This window comes from Massilia sp. 05N420 (genome assembly GCF_056397205.1).
The window spans coordinates 1-15,760 of record NZ_JBFTMX010000035.1; the positions used below are offsets into that span (position 1 = coordinate 1).

Genomic DNA, 15,760 nt, shown 5'->3' on the forward strand with positions numbered 1-15,760 from the left:
TGGCACCGAAGGCGCCGAAGGAATTCCAGTTGGTCGGATACATGACAGCCTCGTTTCATTCAGGAAGAATGCAAATGTACGCGAAGCTTGCGGGCCTTCCAATCGGCGTCCGGATGAATGACGCTTGCGCTTGAGCTCGCCCAAATGCTTGGCTTCAAGGACAGTTCCTGTCAACAAATTGCGGGCCCGGCCCGGCTTGCGCTAGCATGCGCTCATGCCTTACCGCCTGCTCGCCGATGGGGTTCTGCTGTTGCACCTCGGCTTCATCCTCTTCGTCGTATTCGGCGCGTTGCTGGTTGCGCGCCGGCGCCGCTGGCTGCCCGTGCACCTGGCGGCGGCCGGCTGGGGCGTGCTGATCGAGGCCACGGGCGCCGTCTGCCCGCTGACCTGGGCCGAGCTGTATTTCCGCCGGCTGGCCGGGGAGGCCGGCTACCACGGCGGTTTCATCGACCATTACCTGGTGCCGCTGATCTATCCGGCGGGCTTGACGCGCGAGATGCAGATCGGGCTAGGGGTGGGCGTGCTGGCCATCAATGCTGTTCTGTACGTGTGGATCTGGCGCCGCCGTCCCGTTCAAGCCCGGCGACGCAGGCGGCCGGCGTAAGCCCGCGCAAATCCGTCGAGGACCTGCGTGGGCAGCATTTTCACCATGCCGTGCAGGATGAGCGGCACGAGCACCAACTCGTCGACGGCGCCGAGTACCGGCAGCGCGAAATTGGCCGGCTCGACAGCGAACAGCGCCAGGACAGCCAGCCCGGGAAGCAACCACGCCGGACGACGCTCATGCCGGATAGCGAACCAAAGCAGGCGCAGGTCCTGGCTGGCGACCATGCGCCACAGTGCAAAGATGCGTTTCAAGGCGTTCTCCTCCAAGGCTTGGGGCGTTTCGTGCTCCCTATATGGGTCGCCCAGGCCTGAACTCAATAAGAAAACGAAAAGGGCGCCTCACGCCGACGCGCCGGGCCGCGTTGTTCTTGAAATGACGGAGGTTGCTCCCACGGCAACATCGGCATACACTGATGATTTGCATGACATTTCAAGTATGCGGCGTTACCTGATTACCATCATTCTCGCAGCTGCTCTCATGCTTGCGTTCCAGTACCTGAAGCAGTCAGGTATTGCCTACGCAGTGATCCTTGTATTGGTTTGCGCTCCATTGATGGCGCGGCTTTGCGCACCGATTTTCATGGATTTGTTATCAAGATTCATCGACTTTTCCGAAAGCTCGGCGCTCGGCGCCATGCAGGGAAGGTACTACAGCTTCGATGAGCAGCGAATTCGGCTCTTCGTCGTTAACGGCACCGTTTGGGTAGCCGAGTCCGACGTGGCTGGTATCCTGCTCCAGACAATCACCGAGGGCGAACGACGGCAACTTGGCGGAGAGTACGGCCTCGTTCCCGGAAAAAGATTTCGCGGCTTCACGGAAGATGGGATCAAGCGGCTGCTTGCCGCACGGCTCGGTGATCGCCATGCGACGCGGCAGATAGTACGGTTCAATCATTGGCTGCAAAGCGAGGCATTTCCCAATGTTCGGCGCTTGCCCGGTTCGGGTGCCTGATCGTTCAAAAGTTGGACGGCAACTTTTATGTCGAATTTTCAGTGACGTCGACAGGCCAAATGACCTGCGCTCGTGTCTTGGCGGCCGTTTTGAACAGTCGAGTTACCGATCTTTCGTTTCTGACCGACACTAGAGTCGAGTTTTTCAACACAATAGGGCGGTAGTGGACTGTTCGGGTAGGTCTGCACCCGCCCAGAAGCGCACTGAGCTTGCCCTCAAGCCAACTCTCTGGCGCCGCGAAAAAATCACGAGCTGATTAGCTGTGGATAGGTGTAGCATGGCATTTTGGCAATCCCGCCGTTTCGGAAGAAGTCTTCATGCGCTTACCCCTCGCCCGTCGCTCCCTCCGCACAAGCGCCGTCGTGCGGCGCTTGTCCACCGCGGTTCTCGCGCTGTCCGTGATCGCGGCCTGTTCGACGCTGCAGTGGCGGCCTGACAGCATGGCCACTGCGCCGGTGATCGACGGTTTCGGAGTGGACGGCATGCAACCCTCCCAGGCTAACGAAGCCGCGCGCCGCCTGTTCGCGCAGGGCATGGCCCAGGTCTACGGCTTCAACGAGGTCGAAGCCATCCGCTCCTTCAAGGCCGCGCTGGCGCAAGATCCCGATTGTGCGCTGTGCGCCTGGGGTGTGGCTTATCAGATGGGGCCGAACATTAACGATACCGAGCGCCACGATTTGCGCGAGGCGCTGCGTTATGTGGACTACGCCGTCAAACACAGCGCCGGCAGCTCGGAACACGACCGGGCGCTGATCGATGCGCTCGCCGTGCGGTATGGGATGAACTCGGGCACGGACCGCGGCGCCCGCGCCACCGTCGCGATCCAGGCGGAAATTTGCGGCGCGGCTGGGACAAAACGGGCCGATCCACTCGACATCGTGTATGCCGAGCGCATGCGTGAGCTGGTTGCGCGTTTTCCCGGCGACCCGGATATCCTGTCCATCTACGCCGAAGCCGAGCTGGTGGCCACGCGCGCCGACTGGTGGGACCGGCGCACCGGCCGGCCGGCCGGGCGCGTTGGCGAACTGGCCGACATGCTCGAACAAGGCCTCGTGCTGCATCCCGAACACATCGGGCTGAACCACTACATGATCCACACGGTCGACGCGGTGCCGGTGGCCCGGCGCGCTGAAGCGTCGGCCGACCGACTTGGCGCGCTGGCTCCCAAGTCGCCGCATTTGCTGCACATGCCGTCCCACACTTACGCCCAACTGGGCCGCTATGCCGACGCCACCCGCGTTAATCAGGCGGCGGTCGCCGCCGATTCGGCCATGGAACTGGAATTGAAACGCCAGAATTTCTCGGACAGCAAGGACTGGCGCGGCCACAATCTGCACTTCCAATGGTATGCCGCGTTGATGGAGGGGCGCGGTGACCTGGCGCTGTCGACCGCGCGCACACTCGCCCTGCGCGGCAAGGGCAACAACACATATCACGAATACCTGCGCAGCTTGCCGATGCTGACCTTGCTCCGCCTGCAGCGCTGGGACGCATTGCGCGAGGAGCCGCTGCCATCCGGCGAAAAGGGCGTCGCGGCGGTGATGGGGCAAATGGCGAGTGGCATCGCCTTGGCGCACGCGGGCCAGCGCAGCGCGGCACAGGCGGCGCAAGCGCGGCTGGACCCGGCGGCCGATAAGCTTGTCAAGGAACACCCCAGCGATGGTAATGTGGACAAACTGATCCGCAGTCTGGCACGCACTGCACAGGCGCAATTGCGCGCCGAAATTGCCTTGTCCGGCCAACAGGTTGACGAGGCCCTGGCTCAGCAGCAATCGGCCGTGAGCGCCTCGTATGACGCGGAAGCGACCGAGCCGCCGACGCTGGCCAGCGGTCCGGGTTTGCGCCTGGGCGCCATGCAATTGCAGGTACGCCGCTATGCGGCGGCCGAACAGAGCTTCCGCGCCCACCTGGCGGAACATCCGGGCAATGGCTGGGCCTTGCAAGGCTTGCGCCAAGCGCTGGCGGCGCAGGGCAAGCAGAGCGAAGCACAGGCCACCGAGCGCGAGCTGGAACGCAACTGGAAGCAGGCCGACAGCGGTTTACGCTCGACGGCGCGATGAGTTCCGGCCTCAGTCCTCGTGCGCAGGCGGCGCGAACCGGTAGTCAAGGTGGGCGAACGCATGGCCGGGATTGACTGTCAGCACCTTTCTTGCGGCAGGAGCGGACATGGGAAATCCAAACACTTGCGCAGCCATTTTGCATGAACTTGAAAGCTTGGAATGAAAAAACTAATCTTTGCAGTATGCGTGACGTCGGCAGCCAAACTGGTCACGGCGCAGGAGCTCCCGCCAAACCCGTATGAGAGCTGGGGAGTTTGTCCTTTCGAATGCTGTACTTATCGGGAATGGACAGCGGACGCCGACATTCCCGTTCATGAAAAGCGTAGCGAGCAATCCCGGATCCTGTACCGTTTGCGTGCCGGCGAACGTGTCGATGCCTTGACAGGCGTCGTCGTCACCAAGAATCCTGCGCCAATCCATATCGACCATGCAGTAAACGACGGTTTCACGAAAGGCAGCGAACGTCCCCTGCTATCCTTCAAGCCCGGAGACGTTATCTACATGTTGGCGCCATTAGGCGAAGGGTTCTACCTGTACTGGTACCAGGGCAAGGTCTACCGCAGCGGCATCGAGCTCGCCGCGATGCCGGGCGTCGAGGGAAATGGCATGACGCTGACATGGTGGAAGCAGGTACGGAACAAGACAGGAAAGCTTGGCTGGACTCGATCCGATCACTTTCAAAACGCTGACGCTTGCGGATAGGCGCTAATTTCACGGTAACTTACTGCTGAAGCTGGGCTTGATCCGTCAGCACCAACGTCCGGCGTTCCCAGACACACCTGCACTCAGTGAACCAACAACGCCGGAATCCGCGCCTCGGCCAGCACGGTCCGGCTAGCCCCACCCAGGCAAAGCTCGCGCATGCGGCTGTGTCCATAACAGCCCATCACCAGCAGCCCAACACCCAGCTCATCGCCCATGGACAGCAAGGCACGGCCGATGTCGCCGGCGCGGCTGGCCGAAGCGTCGCGCACCAGCACCTCGGCCCGCACCCGGTGCCGCCCCAGGAAGCCGAGCAGGTCGTCGCGCTGGGCCTGGCATTCGGCCGGGGCCAGCGCGGGTCCGGACAGCATCGCAACCGTCACCGCTTCGGCGCGCCGCAGCAGGGGCACCGAGGCGGCCATCGCGGCGGCGGCTTCGCGGCTGCCGTCCCAGGCCAGCAGCACGCGGTGGGCGAAGCCGGCGGAAGGCAGCCCGTCCCCGTGCGGGATCACCAGCACCGGGCGGGCGCTGTTCATGATCACGTAATCCGGCAGGCGCAGGACGTGGTCGGACAGCGATTCGGCCGGATCGTCCTGGCTCACCACCAGCAGGTCGGCGAAGCGCGACAGCATGGCCAGGCCGTCGTCGGCTTCGTCCATGATCAGGCGGGCGTCGTGCGGCACGCCCTGTTCGCTGGCGATGGCCTCGAAGCGCTGCAGCGCCTGGCGCGCCTTGTCCGCCAGCGGATCGAAGCATTGGGCGGCCAGGGTGCCGGGGCGCATCTGGTAACCGTTCGGGAAGACGGCGCGCGACACGCCCAGCATGGCGGCACCGGTCAGGTGGGCGCCGTGTTCGCGGGCGAGCAGGGCGGCGGCGTGGATGCGCGCCGGGGCGTGGCGCGAGAGGTCGGCGTGGACCAGGATGGATTGCAGCGACATCGGCACCTCCAGAGGGAAGGAAAAGCGGAGAGGCGCGGCCTCGTCATGCGGCCGCACCCGAGGTGGCGGCGGCCGGGGAAGCGGATGCGGTCCGCGCGCGGCACGTCCGCGCATGCGCGGCGGGCCTGGCTGCACCGGCGCGCGCTGTGGCAGGGCAAGGTCGGCGCTGATGCGGTGCAGGGACAGGATGTCCGTGAGGGCCGCCACCAGCTGGCGGGCGATGCCGAGCTCGCCTTCCTCGACCTGGGGCAGGACGTGGTGCAAGGCGGCGAGGACGGCCGCATTTTCCTGGCGCTGTTCGTGCACCCGCTCCTCGAGCCGCTTGACCCTGCAGGCTTCCATCACGGTCTCTTCGTGCCGCAAATGCGACTCGACCTCCGCCACCAGCTCGACGTAGTCCTGCGCAAAGCCCTCGTCGGGCTCGCTGGCCGCGTGGGCCAGCCGCGCGCACAGATGGCGGCGCGCGTGGCGCAAAGCCGCCGAATAGATCGGCGGCGAGACGGGTGGGCGGTGCGGGGTCATCGCTGCGGCGGCCTTGGCGGCCCGTTTCAAAGCTCAATGCGCGATCAGCAGCGGAATCCGGGCGCGTTCGAGCAGTTCGCGGGTGGTCCCGCCCAGCATCCACTCGCGGTAGCGGCTGTGGCCGAAGGCGCCGGCCACCATCAGCCCGGCGCCGCTGGCGCCCGCCAGCGCGCACAGGGTGTCGCCGGTGGTGGCGCGGGTGTGTTCGACCACGACCTCGACCTTGGCGCCGTGGYGGGCGAGCCAGAGCGCCATGTCGGCACCCGGCTGTTCGCCATGGAAATCGGAGAGCGTGTCGGGATTGATCACCACCAGCCTGACGATCGCGGCGTGGACCAGCAGCGGGAGGGCGGAAGTGATCGCGCGCAGCGCCTGCATGCCGCCGTCCCAGGCGGCGACCACGGTGCCGGGTATCGGCTCGCCCTGGTAATTGCGAGGCACCACCAGCACCGGCCGCACGCCGCGCAGGGCCACGTGGGCGGGCAGGCCGCGCACTCGCGCAGGTCCGCCGGGTTCGGAATCGCTGTCCTGGCTCAGCACCACCAGGTCGGCATAGCGCGACTGCAGCAGCAGGGCGTAGCGCGGATCGTCTTCGGTGAGGCGGGCGTCGACCGATTCCACCCCGAGGCGGGCGGCAAGCTGCCTGAATTCCTCGAGATGGCGGGCGGCGGTATCGCGCAGCACCTGGTAGTCGTCGCCGACTACCGGCGCCGCCATCGACCCGGTCAGCAGGCTGAAATCCATCCAGGAGATGCCGGTGGCGCCGCTGCCGACCAGGTGGGCGCCGTACTTGACGGCAAGCAGGGCGGCGGCGCGCAGCCGGCTTTCCTGGCCGGTGCCGCCATCGATGTGGACGACGATGGTTTTATACATGGCCGAACCCTCCAATGCGGTACGGGTCACTGTATTCCTTGCCGCCGCCGCTGTCAAAGCCCTGCGGTGTCAGGCAGGGCGGAACATCTTGAACAGCTGTTCCGGGCCGATCGTGAAATAGTCGGCCGGGCCGCCGCCGCGCAGGATGGGCTGGGCAGCCGCGGTATCGTAGATCCCGTCCTTCAGCAGCGCGCGGTCGATGTGCACGCCGACCACCTCGCCCAGCACCAGCCAGGTCGGCACCTTGCCGCCGTCGGCGCCCTGCAGCTGGATCAGCTGGCTGAGCCGGCATTCCATCGACACCGGGCTCTCGGCCACGCGCGGCGGCGCCACCACGCGCGAGGGTGCCGGCGTGAGGCCGGTCAGCGCGAACTCGTCGGTATCCGGCGGGACGGCGGCGCAGCTCAGGTTCATCTGTTCCGACAGCGGCCGGGTTGCCAGGTTCCAGCAGAACTCGCCCGTCTCTTCGATATTGCGGAGCGTGTCCTTGTAGCCGATGCTGGCGAAGCCGACGATCGGCGGGACGTAGTTGAAGGCGTTGAAGAAGCTGTAGGGCGCCAGGTTGAGGACGCCGGCGCCGCTGCGCGAGGATATCCAGCCGATCGGACGCGGGCCGACGATGGCGTTGAAGGGATCGTGCGGCAGGCCGTGGCCGGCGCGCGGTTCGTAGAAATGCATTGCCTGGCTCATGCAAACTCCATGCGGAAAGCCGAACGATAACCCATCCGCGCACGCCTTGCCGCCGGGACTGGCATAATCCCCTGATCCACATTGCAACAATACAAGCGAAAGGAAGCGAGATGGTTCTGGAAAGTGCGGAAATCCTGGTCAAGGAAGGCATGGAAGAAAGCTTCGAGGCAGGCGTGCGCGCGGCCGCGCCGCTGTTCCGGCGTGCGCAGGGCTGCACCGGCATGCGCCTGCAGCGCGGCATCGAGAACCCGCGCGCCTACCGCCTGCTGGTGCAGTGGAACACGCTGGAAGACCATACCGTGCATTTCCGCGGCAGCGAAGACTTCAAGGAATGGCGCCGCCTGGTCGGCGACTGCTTCGACGGCGTGCCGAACGTGACGCACCTGAGCGGCGTCCTCGAGGCGTTCTGAGCGGCGGCCTGCGCCGTGCGTAGCGTGAACCCCATTTCTGCCACCATACATTGATCGACTATACAAGGATGACACCATGAGCACCGAAAGCAGCCTCGACAGCGGACTCCAGGAACCCGGCAAGGACGCGCAACTGCGCGCCGACGCCCTCGATTACCACCGCTCGCCGGTACGCGGCAAGATCGAGGTCGTGGCCACCAAGCCCCTGTCGAACCAGCGCGACCTGTCGCTGGCCTATTCGCCGGGCGTGGCCTATGCCTGCGAGGAGATCGCCGCCGACCCGGCCATGGCCGCCGAGTACACCTCGCGCGGCAACCTGGTCGCCGTGATCTCGAACGGCACCGCCGTCCTCGGCCTGGGCAATATCGGCCCGCTGGCCTCCAAGCCGGTGATGGAAGGGAAGGGCTGCCTCTTCAAGAAATTCGCCGGTGTCGACGTGTTCGACCTCGAACTGGCCGAGAACGATCCGGACAAGCTGATCGAGGCGATCGCGATGCTGGAGCCGACCGTGGGCGGCATCAACCTCGAAGACATCAAGGCGCCGGAGTGCTTCTACATCGAGAAGAAGCTGAGCGAGCGCATGAACATCCCCGTCTTCCACGACGACCAGCACGGCACCGCCATCATCTCCAGCGCGGCCCTGCTCAACGCCCTGAAGGTGGTCGGCAAGGACATCGCCACGGTCAAGCTGGCCGCCTCGGGCGCCGGCGCCGCCGCCATTGCCTGCCTCGACATGATGGTGAGCATGGGTGTGAAGCGAGAGAATATCTGGGTGACCGACTCGAAGGGCGTGATCTGGCGCGGCCGAGACTCCCACATGGAAGCGAACAAGGCGCGCTACGCCCAGGATACCGATGCCCGTACCCTGGCCGACATCGTCAGGGGCGCCGACGTCTTCCTCGGCTGCTCGACCGCCGGCGTGCTGACCGGCGAGATGGTGAAGACCATGGCCGACCGCCCCGTGATCCTGGCGCTGGCGAATCCGGAACCGGAGATCCGTCCGGAGGTGGCGAAGGCCGCGCGTCCGGACTGCATCGTCGCCACCGGCCGTTCGGACTATGCGAACCAGGTCAACAACGTGCTGTGCTTCCCCTACATCTTCCGCGGCGCCCTCGACTGCGGCGCGACCCGCATCACCGAAGAGATGAAGCTGGCCTGCGTGAGCGCCATCGCCGAGCTGGCCGAGGCGGAGCCGAACGACGCAGTGGCGGCCGCCTATGCCGGCCAGGATTTGCGCTTCGGTCCCGACTACATCATCCCGAAGCCCTTCGACCCGCGCCTGATCGCGGCGATCGCGCCGGCGGTGGCCGCCGCGGCCGAGCGCTCCGGCGTGGCCACCCGTCCGATCGAGGACATGGACGCCTACCGCGAGCGGCTGGCGGCGATGATCTACCACACCAGCTTCTTCATGCGGCCGGTGTTCGCCAAGGCGCGCGCGCTGAGCAGGCCCGATCCGCGCAAGGTCGCGTATGCGGACGGCGCCAATCCGCGCGTGCTGCGCGCCGCCCAGACCGTGATCGACGAGAACCTGGCGAAGCCGGTGCTGATCGGGCGCGCCAGCGAGGTCGAAGAGGGCATCCGCGCCGCCGGCCTGCGCATGCAGCGCGACCGCGACTACGTGCTGGTCGAGTGTGCCGAAGATGCCACCGCGCGCGGCACCGCCATGCTGGCCGCCGGCGAAGTCGACGCCCTGATCTGCGGTATGCAGGGCAGCTACGACAGCCACCTGGAGCACGTGCGGCGCGACATCGGCCTGGCCCCGGGCGCCTCCGTGATGGCTGCGATGAATGCGCTGGTGCTGGACAAGCTGACCCTGTTCATCGCCGACACCTATGTCAACGACCAGCCTTCGGCAAGCGAGCTGGCGGAGATCGCGCGCCTGGCGGCGAGCGAGCTGCAGCAGTTCGGCCTCGAGCCGAAGGTGGCGCTGCTTTCGCATTCGATCTTCGGCTCCTCGAACCGCCCGTCGGCGCAGCGCATGCGCGAGGCGCGCGAGATCCTGGCGAAGGATGCGCCGCAGCTGAACGTGATCGGCGAAGTGCACGGCGACGCCGCGCTGGACGAAGACATCCGCGCCATCTACCTGCCGCCGGGCCAGGCCAGCTTCGAGGGCAGCGCCAACCTGCTGGTGGCGCCCTCGCTGGACGCCGCCAATATCCTGTTCAACGTGCTGAAGGTCTCGTCGGGCAAGGGCGTGACGGTGGGACCGATCCTGCTGGGCGCGGCCAAATCCGTGCACATCCTCAGCCCCAGCGCGACCGTGCGCCGTATCGTCAACATGACGGCGCTGGCCGTGGCAAACGTCAGGTAGTGACGCGCCRCACCGGTCGCGCACCGCTTCCGGTGTGGGATTCGGTGACTTTTCGTGGGTGAGCCGAATGCTAGAGTCGATGGCGACCATCGACCTGGAGGCTCATCCACATGAAGATTGCAGCACTGTTCCTCGCTTCGCTTGCCGCCGGCGCGGCGGCAAGCCCGATCGACCTGACCCTGGCGGACGGCACGCGGGTTCACATCGAGGATGCGGCCTGCGGCCGTACGTCCGTCTGTAACGCCGGATCGGCCCGGCTCCTGGGCGGAAAAGGCCGGGCCACACGCTACGTCTCGTCGATCACGGTCGCCACCGGCAGCCGTTCCTATGCCCTGGACGTGAGCGACATGGTCGACCCGCTGTTCGGACCGGCCAGGACGAACTTCAGCGGCTTCTGCTACGACGACCGCAACTGCGGCTTCCGCGCCGTGTTCGGCGACGCCGGCGGCAGCTATGCCGCCGAATGGCAGGTCATCGAGGGAAAACCGGTACGGACGGTCTTCAGCGGCAGCGGAGACCTGGTCCAGTTCTTCCTGGCGAACCCGATGCCGCCCCGGTACGAATGATCGCGCTCAGGCCGAGAGCACGGTGTAGACCTTCTTCCCGCCGATGGTGACGTCGCGCACCGGCAGGATCTCGGGGCGCGGCGCCGGGCCGTTGGCGGTCTTGTGGCGGGAGGCTTCGGCGCTGTTCCACATGAAAGCGGGAATAGTACCCCGGCACTATTCCCTCCATGTCGGTTGACACCGTAAGTGAAAAAGCGGGTATTGATTACACAGCGTTTTTTCACGTTCTTCGTCACGCCTACGTACGCGATGTGATGAAGAAAATGAAAAATGTCTGTAGGCGTGACGTAGATAATGAAATTTTAGCGACGACCGACGCTGAGCTTGGATGGACCGCTTAGTGCCCCAAAGCGGCAGTTTCGCAGCAATCGCATCACACCTCCTTAAAGCCGGGTTCCCACGACAAATCGAGGACGGACAGAATTCAAGTGTATTTTTAACAACACATTGCGAAGCGTGCAGAGGTGTTGCACAGATGTTTGATAGACTGTGTCTAGCTGGAAATCGGATTGTGTCCTTGTGTGACAGTGTCGTGATTTCCGTTTTGATACCAGCGGCAGAGCACCTGACGACAGGAGGGGTTCATTATGCTACGGTGGCTTGCAAACTTGATTTCTCATAACGCTCCTACGCCTGAGAAACACGCAAAACGGGCGCTCAACGACCTGCGCATGGAGTTGTATCAATCCGAGCAACATTTGATGGAAATGCAGTTACGTGCAGATTACTACCGGGCTCGTATCGCTTTCCTGGAAGAAGTAACAAAGAAGGGAATCGAGCAGGTATCTGACCAGCGCAAACGTCAACAGGAAGCTTCTCAGGCACTGCGGCCCGGACTCAAGCTCACGGCAGCCCAATAGCGCCGAATCCGCAGCAAGACAAGGCCGCGCGGCAGATCGACATTCACGATCTTCGTTGTCATCGTGCGGCCCCTCTCCCTGCTGGCAGCGATCCCGAACAGGGCCTGCGAGCGAGGCGTCCCACCGGCTGCCCAACGCATAAACGCCCGGATGCTGGGGCCGTCCGGCCTGGTGTATTTCCTCCTCAAAGCCGTACGTGTCCGAGTTTGTTATCAGGGCAGGAAAGAGGATTGTTAGGCGATCTTAAACTGCTAAATGCGTAGGATAGCTCTTTGAAAGGGCTCGGAAAGTGTAGAGTGCTCGCCGTCCGCCATCGACCGAGAGCGACCTGTCGCACTCGATTAAAAGTGAATACTTGGCGCCAGAGTCTTAACGGGTCTGCCATTTATGTTCGATTCGTGCGCGAACGTGTGCATCAAACCATCCCGAAAAGCAGAATTTTCGGGATGGTTATTACCGTCCTGACTGCGTCGGCTAGTTGGTGGCTTCACACTTCTTCATAAAGGAAGACTTGGAAGCCCCAGCTAGCGGCTTACCGTTCTTGTCGACTGCTTTCGCGGCGCACGCGACTGCCTTATCACCACTTGCGGCTGACGCTTCGCACTTCTTCATAAAGGCGTTTTTAGCCGCTCCTGCGAGCGGCTTGCCGTTCTTGCTAACCGCTTTTGCTTCGCAACTGGCAGCACTAGGTGCCGCTGCCGTATTTGTTGTTGACGAAGCTGAGGTTTGCGCAAAAGCCATGTTTGCAAAAAATAAAATCCCAGCAACAGCGAAGGCAGATTTACTCATCACATGCTCCATAAAAGTAATAAAGCAGCATCAAACAAGGGTACTTACTTTCTGGACTTTAACTCCGCCATTGCCGCCGTCTCCTTTGCCGCGGCTTCTTTTTTACATGCCGACTTTTCCGCGCCCTTCATCGATTTGCAAGCCGCTAACGCAGCCTTCTTATCAGCACGGATCTGCTTTTTCTCAGCTTTGATGTCGGCTTTGCTTTCAGCCATCGGCGCCGCGGCAGTAGCGGCGGGCGTAGTTGCCGGCGGAGCAGTCATCGTCGAATGAGTTGCGGGCACCGGCGTCGTTGCCGGGGCAGTAGTCTGGCCAGAGGCGAACGCTGCGCTGGAAGCCATCAATAACAAGACGCTTGCAATTTTCAGTGTCGATTTCATGGGTATCTCTCCGGTTGGTCCGCTAGTGCGAGCAGATCGCTCTCCGCCATAACGCCGGCTCAGGCCGCCCGGTTGACCTATCGGTCTTTTCCGACTGTGATTTACGATTTGGCTCTTGTAAGGTAACTGGCAGCCAATGTCCCATAGCGTGCAGATTCTGCCGGATAGTGGACTTTCTGCTACGTCTGCTTCCAACCCGTTGCTGACTGTCATGCTGACTTGTCGAACGTCTGCAATAAAGTCCTTACCCGGTAGTGGTGGCAGCTGCGATGATGCCCATAATCCAACTAACGCGGTCTGATTGTTTCGCGGTCTCGATCTGACCGAATGGCGACATCGTTGCAGGTTACTAAGGCGATGACCTTCACTGTACGCGACGGCCATCGCTTGGCAGTCCGATTCATCAATAGCAAACAATCGACTTGCCTGTGGAGGAAACTTCGCACTGGCCAGTAATGAGGCCCCATGCAACCGTAGCCACGTCGACTACTTTGTCCACTATTTTGTTGCCGCCAACAACAGCGGCCATTGCTTTCTGGTCCAGTTCTTCAACGACGGCCAGGTCTTTGATCGTAATGGTAGTCATTGCAATTCTCCATCAGGTTAAATATGGGTTAGGTTTGCCTTGTCGGCGGTTTGTGAATCGTTYGGTCCACGCCTCCATCAATGCAATGACCATGCCAGGTGTGAAGCGCAGAGCGGTAATGCGTTCCAAGCCATTGAAAAGTATTGAATTTCCCCTGAATGTGTTCGGTCGTGACGAACACAATGCAGGCCTAAGTTCGCCACCACACAACACTTCCGGCGGCGTTACCTGATCGCTGGTTGCGAAAGATTCAAGGTCTGGAAGGCGGCCACAAGGCTGCCTTTTGTCGTTTGTCCACGAAACCCACAGTTCGCTACAAATCTGAAGCGGACCTTCGGTTCGAATATTCGACAGGCCGGTTCTGGCCCGATAGCAGCCTACCGCGACCRGCAGCATCCGATCCAGAGCAGACTCCCAGACCTTGCCGAGCGACGATGCACGTCACCGCTTGATCTTTGTCGCTAAAGTACGGCCTCTGCTCTCGGCCACTACATCCGCTTCGAGCCAAACTGTCGGTTTGGCATTCAATAAGGACACCGGATTGGGATACAGCTGAACTGAATCGACTTGGGCTTACCGGTTATTCAAATATCCCCTCTGGAATCCGCCAATGGTTGCGGCCCGCAATTTCTGGACAGAGAGGAACAGTATCTGGCGGTACGATACTAACGCTTGCTAAATGTACGGCAAGCGTTGCTTGCCCAGCAAAAAAAATGGCTCTGCACGAGCCATTTTTCATCAACCGCGTCAGAAAAATTTTCGCGGCTCAGTCGACATGACCTCGTTCGCCGCGGTGGCTCTTTTCATTGCGGTGGTCGTCCAGGAAAGTGGGTGGCAGATGCCAGATGCGCTTAGCGGCCGGCAAAGTTGAGCTTGCAAGTGGTCCAAGCGATTATGCATGCGGCATAAGCAAACTCTCCTGGTCCGGGCTTACTCGACCCAGCTGTAACCGTCGCGCGCCAGCAGCGCGAAGGATTCCGCCGGACCCCAGGACCCGGCCGCATAGGCGTGCGGCTTCTCGCCCAGCGTGCCCCAGCCTTCGATGATCGGGTCGGCCCATGCCCAGGCCGCCTCCAGTTCGTCGCGGCGCATGAAGTGGGTCAGGCGGCCGCGCACGACGTCGATCAGCAGGCGCTCGTAGGCTTCGGCGCGGCGCTGCTGGAAGGCCGATTGCAGGTCGAGGTTCAGCGCCACCTGCTGCATGTGCATGCCGCTGCCGGGTTCTTTCGCCATCAGCTGCAGCTTGATCGCTTCCTCGGGCTGCAGCTCGATCACCAGGCGGTTGGCGACGCCGCCCGGGGCATCCGGGAACAGCGGGAACGGCGGGTTGGTGAACTCGACAACGATCTTCGAGGAGCGGCGCTGCATGCGCTTGCCGGTGCGCAGGTAGAACGGCACCTTGGACCAGCGCCAGGTGTCGATGAAGGTGCGCAGGGCCACGAAGGTTTCGGTCTTGCTGTCCGCGGGGACGTTCTTCTCCTCGTGGTAGCCCGGCACTTCCTGGTTGCCGCTGACGCCGCGGGTGTACTGGCCGCGCACGGTGTCGCGCGCGATGTCGGCCAGGCTGAAGCGGCGCAGCGAGCGCAGCACCTTCAGCTTCTCGTCGCGCACGGCGTCCGCGTTCAGCGAGGTCGGCGGCTCCATGGCGACGATGCACAGCAGTTGCAGCAGGTGGTTCTGGACCATGTCGCGCATCGCGCCGGCGCCGTCGTAGAAGCCGGCGCGGCTGCCGACGCCGACTTCCTCGGCCACCGTGATCTGCACGCTCGAGATGTTCGGCGCGCGCCACAGCGGTTCCAGGATCGAGTTCCCGAAACGCAGCACCATCAGGTTCTGCACGGTTTCCTTGCCGAGGTAGTGGTCGATGCGGTAGATCTGCGATTCCTCGAAGTGCTTGCCGACCGCTTCGTTGATCTCGATCGCCGAAGCAAGGTCGGTGCCGAGCGGCTTTTCCAGCACGACGCGGGCGTTGGCGTCGACCAGGCCGGCGGCGGCCAGCTTTTCGCAGATGGTGGTGAACAGCGAGGGCGCGGTCGACAGGTAGAACACGCGCTGGGCGCCGGCGCGCGAGGCGCTCGCCAGGGCGCTGAAGTCCGTGGCCTGCTGGACGTCCAGGCGGACGTACTCGAGCAGTTGCAGGAAGCCGTCCCAGGTCTTCTCGTTGAAATTGGCTTCGGCGATGAAGGAGCGCGAATGCTCTTCCACGTGGGCCAGGTAGGCGTGGCGGTCGTAGTCCTGGCGGCCGGTCGAGATGATGCGGGTCGAGGCCGGCAGGTTACCGTGGAGGTAGGCCATGTACAGGGCCGGCAGCAGTTTTCGCATCGCCAGGTCGCCCATGCCACCGAAGATGGTCATGTCGAGGGGGAGGCCGGTATCCGATTCTGTCGAGAGGGTCATGTCTTGTGCGGTCAAATGTTTTGAAGGAGGCGCTGGGCCGGCAAGCCCCATACGGTAGCAGAAGGGCGGAAGACGCGCTCGCCTGGGCCGGCTTTTGGCCTGGCGGCGGAGCGTGCCT

17 protein-coding genes are annotated in these 15,760 nt (G+C 63.2%); 8 read left to right on the plus strand and 9 right to left on the minus strand.

Features of this window, described 5'->3' with window-relative positions; translation table 11 throughout:
* Nucleotides 1-214: 214 nt before the first annotated feature.
* Entirely contained in the window at nt 215-604 is a 390-nt protein-coding gene (locus AC1DIX_RS20200) for a DUF2784 domain-containing protein (RefSeq protein ID WP_477326853.1), read from the plus strand.
* Here AC1DIX_RS20200 and AC1DIX_RS20205 read toward each other — a convergent pair.
* The gene (locus AC1DIX_RS20205) at nt 574-858 is read right to left on the minus strand and encodes a hypothetical protein (RefSeq protein WP_442123283.1); all 285 of its coding nucleotides are present in this window, start codon (nt 856-858) and stop codon (nt 574-576) included. The genes AC1DIX_RS20200 and AC1DIX_RS20205 overlap by 31 nt on opposite strands.
* 184 nt (nt 859-1,042) lie before the next feature.
* On the opposite strand from AC1DIX_RS20205, the gene AC1DIX_RS20210 reads away from it, so the two are divergent.
* The 3 genes from AC1DIX_RS20210 to AC1DIX_RS20220 all read left to right on the plus strand — a co-directional run bounded on the left by AC1DIX_RS20210 (nt 1,043) and on the right by AC1DIX_RS20220 (nt 4,320).
* Nucleotides 1,043-1,558: a hypothetical protein gene (locus AC1DIX_RS20210; protein WP_477326855.1), complete on the plus strand. Its 516-nt coding sequence runs from the start codon at nt 1,043-1,045 to the stop codon at nt 1,556-1,558.
* Between the two features lie 317 nt (nt 1,559-1,875).
* Complete coding sequence (locus AC1DIX_RS20215) at nt 1,876-3,618, plus strand: hypothetical protein (RefSeq protein ID WP_477326857.1); 1,743 nt, start codon at nt 1,876-1,878, stop codon at nt 3,616-3,618.
* 159 nt (nt 3,619-3,777) lie between these two features.
* Nucleotides 3,778-4,320 carry a hypothetical protein gene (locus AC1DIX_RS20220; protein ID WP_477326859.1) on the plus strand — a complete coding sequence of 181 codons (543 nt, stop codon included), beginning with the start codon at nt 3,778-3,780 and terminating at the stop codon, nt 4,318-4,320.
* An 83-nt stretch (nt 4,321-4,403) separates the two neighbouring features.
* Here the strand turns inward: AC1DIX_RS20220 and AC1DIX_RS20225 are convergent, their stop codons facing one another.
* The 3 genes from AC1DIX_RS20225 to AC1DIX_RS20235 all read right to left on the minus strand — a co-directional run bounded on the left by AC1DIX_RS20225 (nt 4,404) and on the right by AC1DIX_RS20235 (nt 7,343).
* Entirely contained in the window at nt 4,404-5,810 is a 1,407-nt protein-coding gene (locus AC1DIX_RS20225; protein WP_477326861.1) for a universal stress protein, read from the minus strand.
* Nucleotides 5,811-5,813: 3 nt separating this feature from the next.
* Nucleotides 5,814-6,653, minus strand: a complete 840-nt coding sequence (locus AC1DIX_RS20230; protein ID WP_477326863.1) for a universal stress protein — start codon at nt 6,651-6,653, stop codon at nt 5,814-5,816.
* 69 nt (nt 6,654-6,722) lie between these two features.
* Nucleotides 6,723-7,343 carry a flavin reductase family protein gene (locus AC1DIX_RS20235; protein ID WP_477326865.1) on the minus strand — a complete coding sequence of 207 codons (621 nt, stop codon included), beginning with the start codon at nt 7,341-7,343 and terminating at the stop codon, nt 6,723-6,725.
* A gap of 110 nt (nt 7,344-7,453) precedes the next feature.
* On the opposite strand from AC1DIX_RS20235, the gene AC1DIX_RS20240 reads away from it, so the two are divergent.
* From AC1DIX_RS20240 to AC1DIX_RS20250, 3 genes are all read left to right on the plus strand, one after another.
* Nucleotides 7,454-7,753: an antibiotic biosynthesis monooxygenase family protein gene (locus AC1DIX_RS20240; protein ID WP_477326867.1), complete on the plus strand. Its 300-nt coding sequence runs from the start codon at nt 7,454-7,456 to the stop codon at nt 7,751-7,753.
* Nucleotides 7,754-7,829: 76 nt separating this feature from the next.
* Nucleotides 7,830-10,064, plus strand: coding sequence for an NADP-dependent malic enzyme (locus tag AC1DIX_RS20245; RefSeq protein WP_477253324.1), 2,235 nt, complete (start codon nt 7,830-7,832; stop codon nt 10,062-10,064).
* Nucleotides 10,065-10,174: 110 nt separating this feature from the next.
* Nucleotides 10,175-10,630, plus strand: a complete 456-nt coding sequence (locus AC1DIX_RS20250) for a hypothetical protein (protein WP_477326869.1) — start codon at nt 10,175-10,177, stop codon at nt 10,628-10,630.
* A gap of 6 nt (nt 10,631-10,636) precedes the next feature.
* Here the strand turns inward: AC1DIX_RS20250 and AC1DIX_RS20255 are convergent, their stop codons facing one another.
* Nucleotides 10,637-10,762 (minus strand): hypothetical protein, encoded by a 126-nt coding sequence (locus AC1DIX_RS20255; RefSeq protein ID WP_477326871.1) that lies wholly within the window; start codon nt 10,760-10,762, stop codon nt 10,637-10,639.
* A 476-nt stretch (nt 10,763-11,238) separates the two neighbouring features.
* Here AC1DIX_RS20255 and AC1DIX_RS20260 point away from each other — a divergent pair, with 476 nt between their 5' ends.
* A complete protein-coding gene (locus AC1DIX_RS20260; protein WP_442123272.1) occupies nt 11,239-11,490 on the plus strand; it encodes a hypothetical protein in 252 nt (83 codons plus the stop codon).
* A gap of 474 nt (nt 11,491-11,964) precedes the next feature.
* Here the strand turns inward: AC1DIX_RS20260 and AC1DIX_RS20265 are convergent, their stop codons facing one another.
* The 4 genes from AC1DIX_RS20265 to zwf form a co-directional block, all read right to left on the minus strand.
* Nucleotides 11,965-12,279: a hypothetical protein gene (locus tag AC1DIX_RS20265; protein ID WP_442123271.1), complete on the minus strand. Its 315-nt coding sequence runs from the start codon at nt 12,277-12,279 to the stop codon at nt 11,965-11,967.
* A gap of 44 nt (nt 12,280-12,323) precedes the next feature.
* Nucleotides 12,324-12,659 carry a hypothetical protein gene (locus AC1DIX_RS20270; RefSeq protein WP_477326873.1) on the minus strand — a complete coding sequence of 112 codons (336 nt, stop codon included), beginning with the start codon at nt 12,657-12,659 and terminating at the stop codon, nt 12,324-12,326.
* A gap of 403 nt (nt 12,660-13,062) precedes the next feature.
* The gene (locus AC1DIX_RS20275) at nt 13,063-13,245 is read right to left on the minus strand and encodes a hypothetical protein (protein WP_442123269.1); all 183 of its coding nucleotides are present in this window, start codon (nt 13,243-13,245) and stop codon (nt 13,063-13,065) included.
* A 930-nt stretch (nt 13,246-14,175) separates the two neighbouring features.
* On the minus strand, nt 14,176-15,642 hold the full coding sequence (gene zwf, locus AC1DIX_RS20280; protein WP_477326875.1) for a glucose-6-phosphate dehydrogenase: 1,467 nt from the start codon (nt 15,640-15,642) through the stop codon (nt 14,176-14,178).
* Between the last annotated feature and the right edge of the window lie 118 nt (nt 15,643-15,760).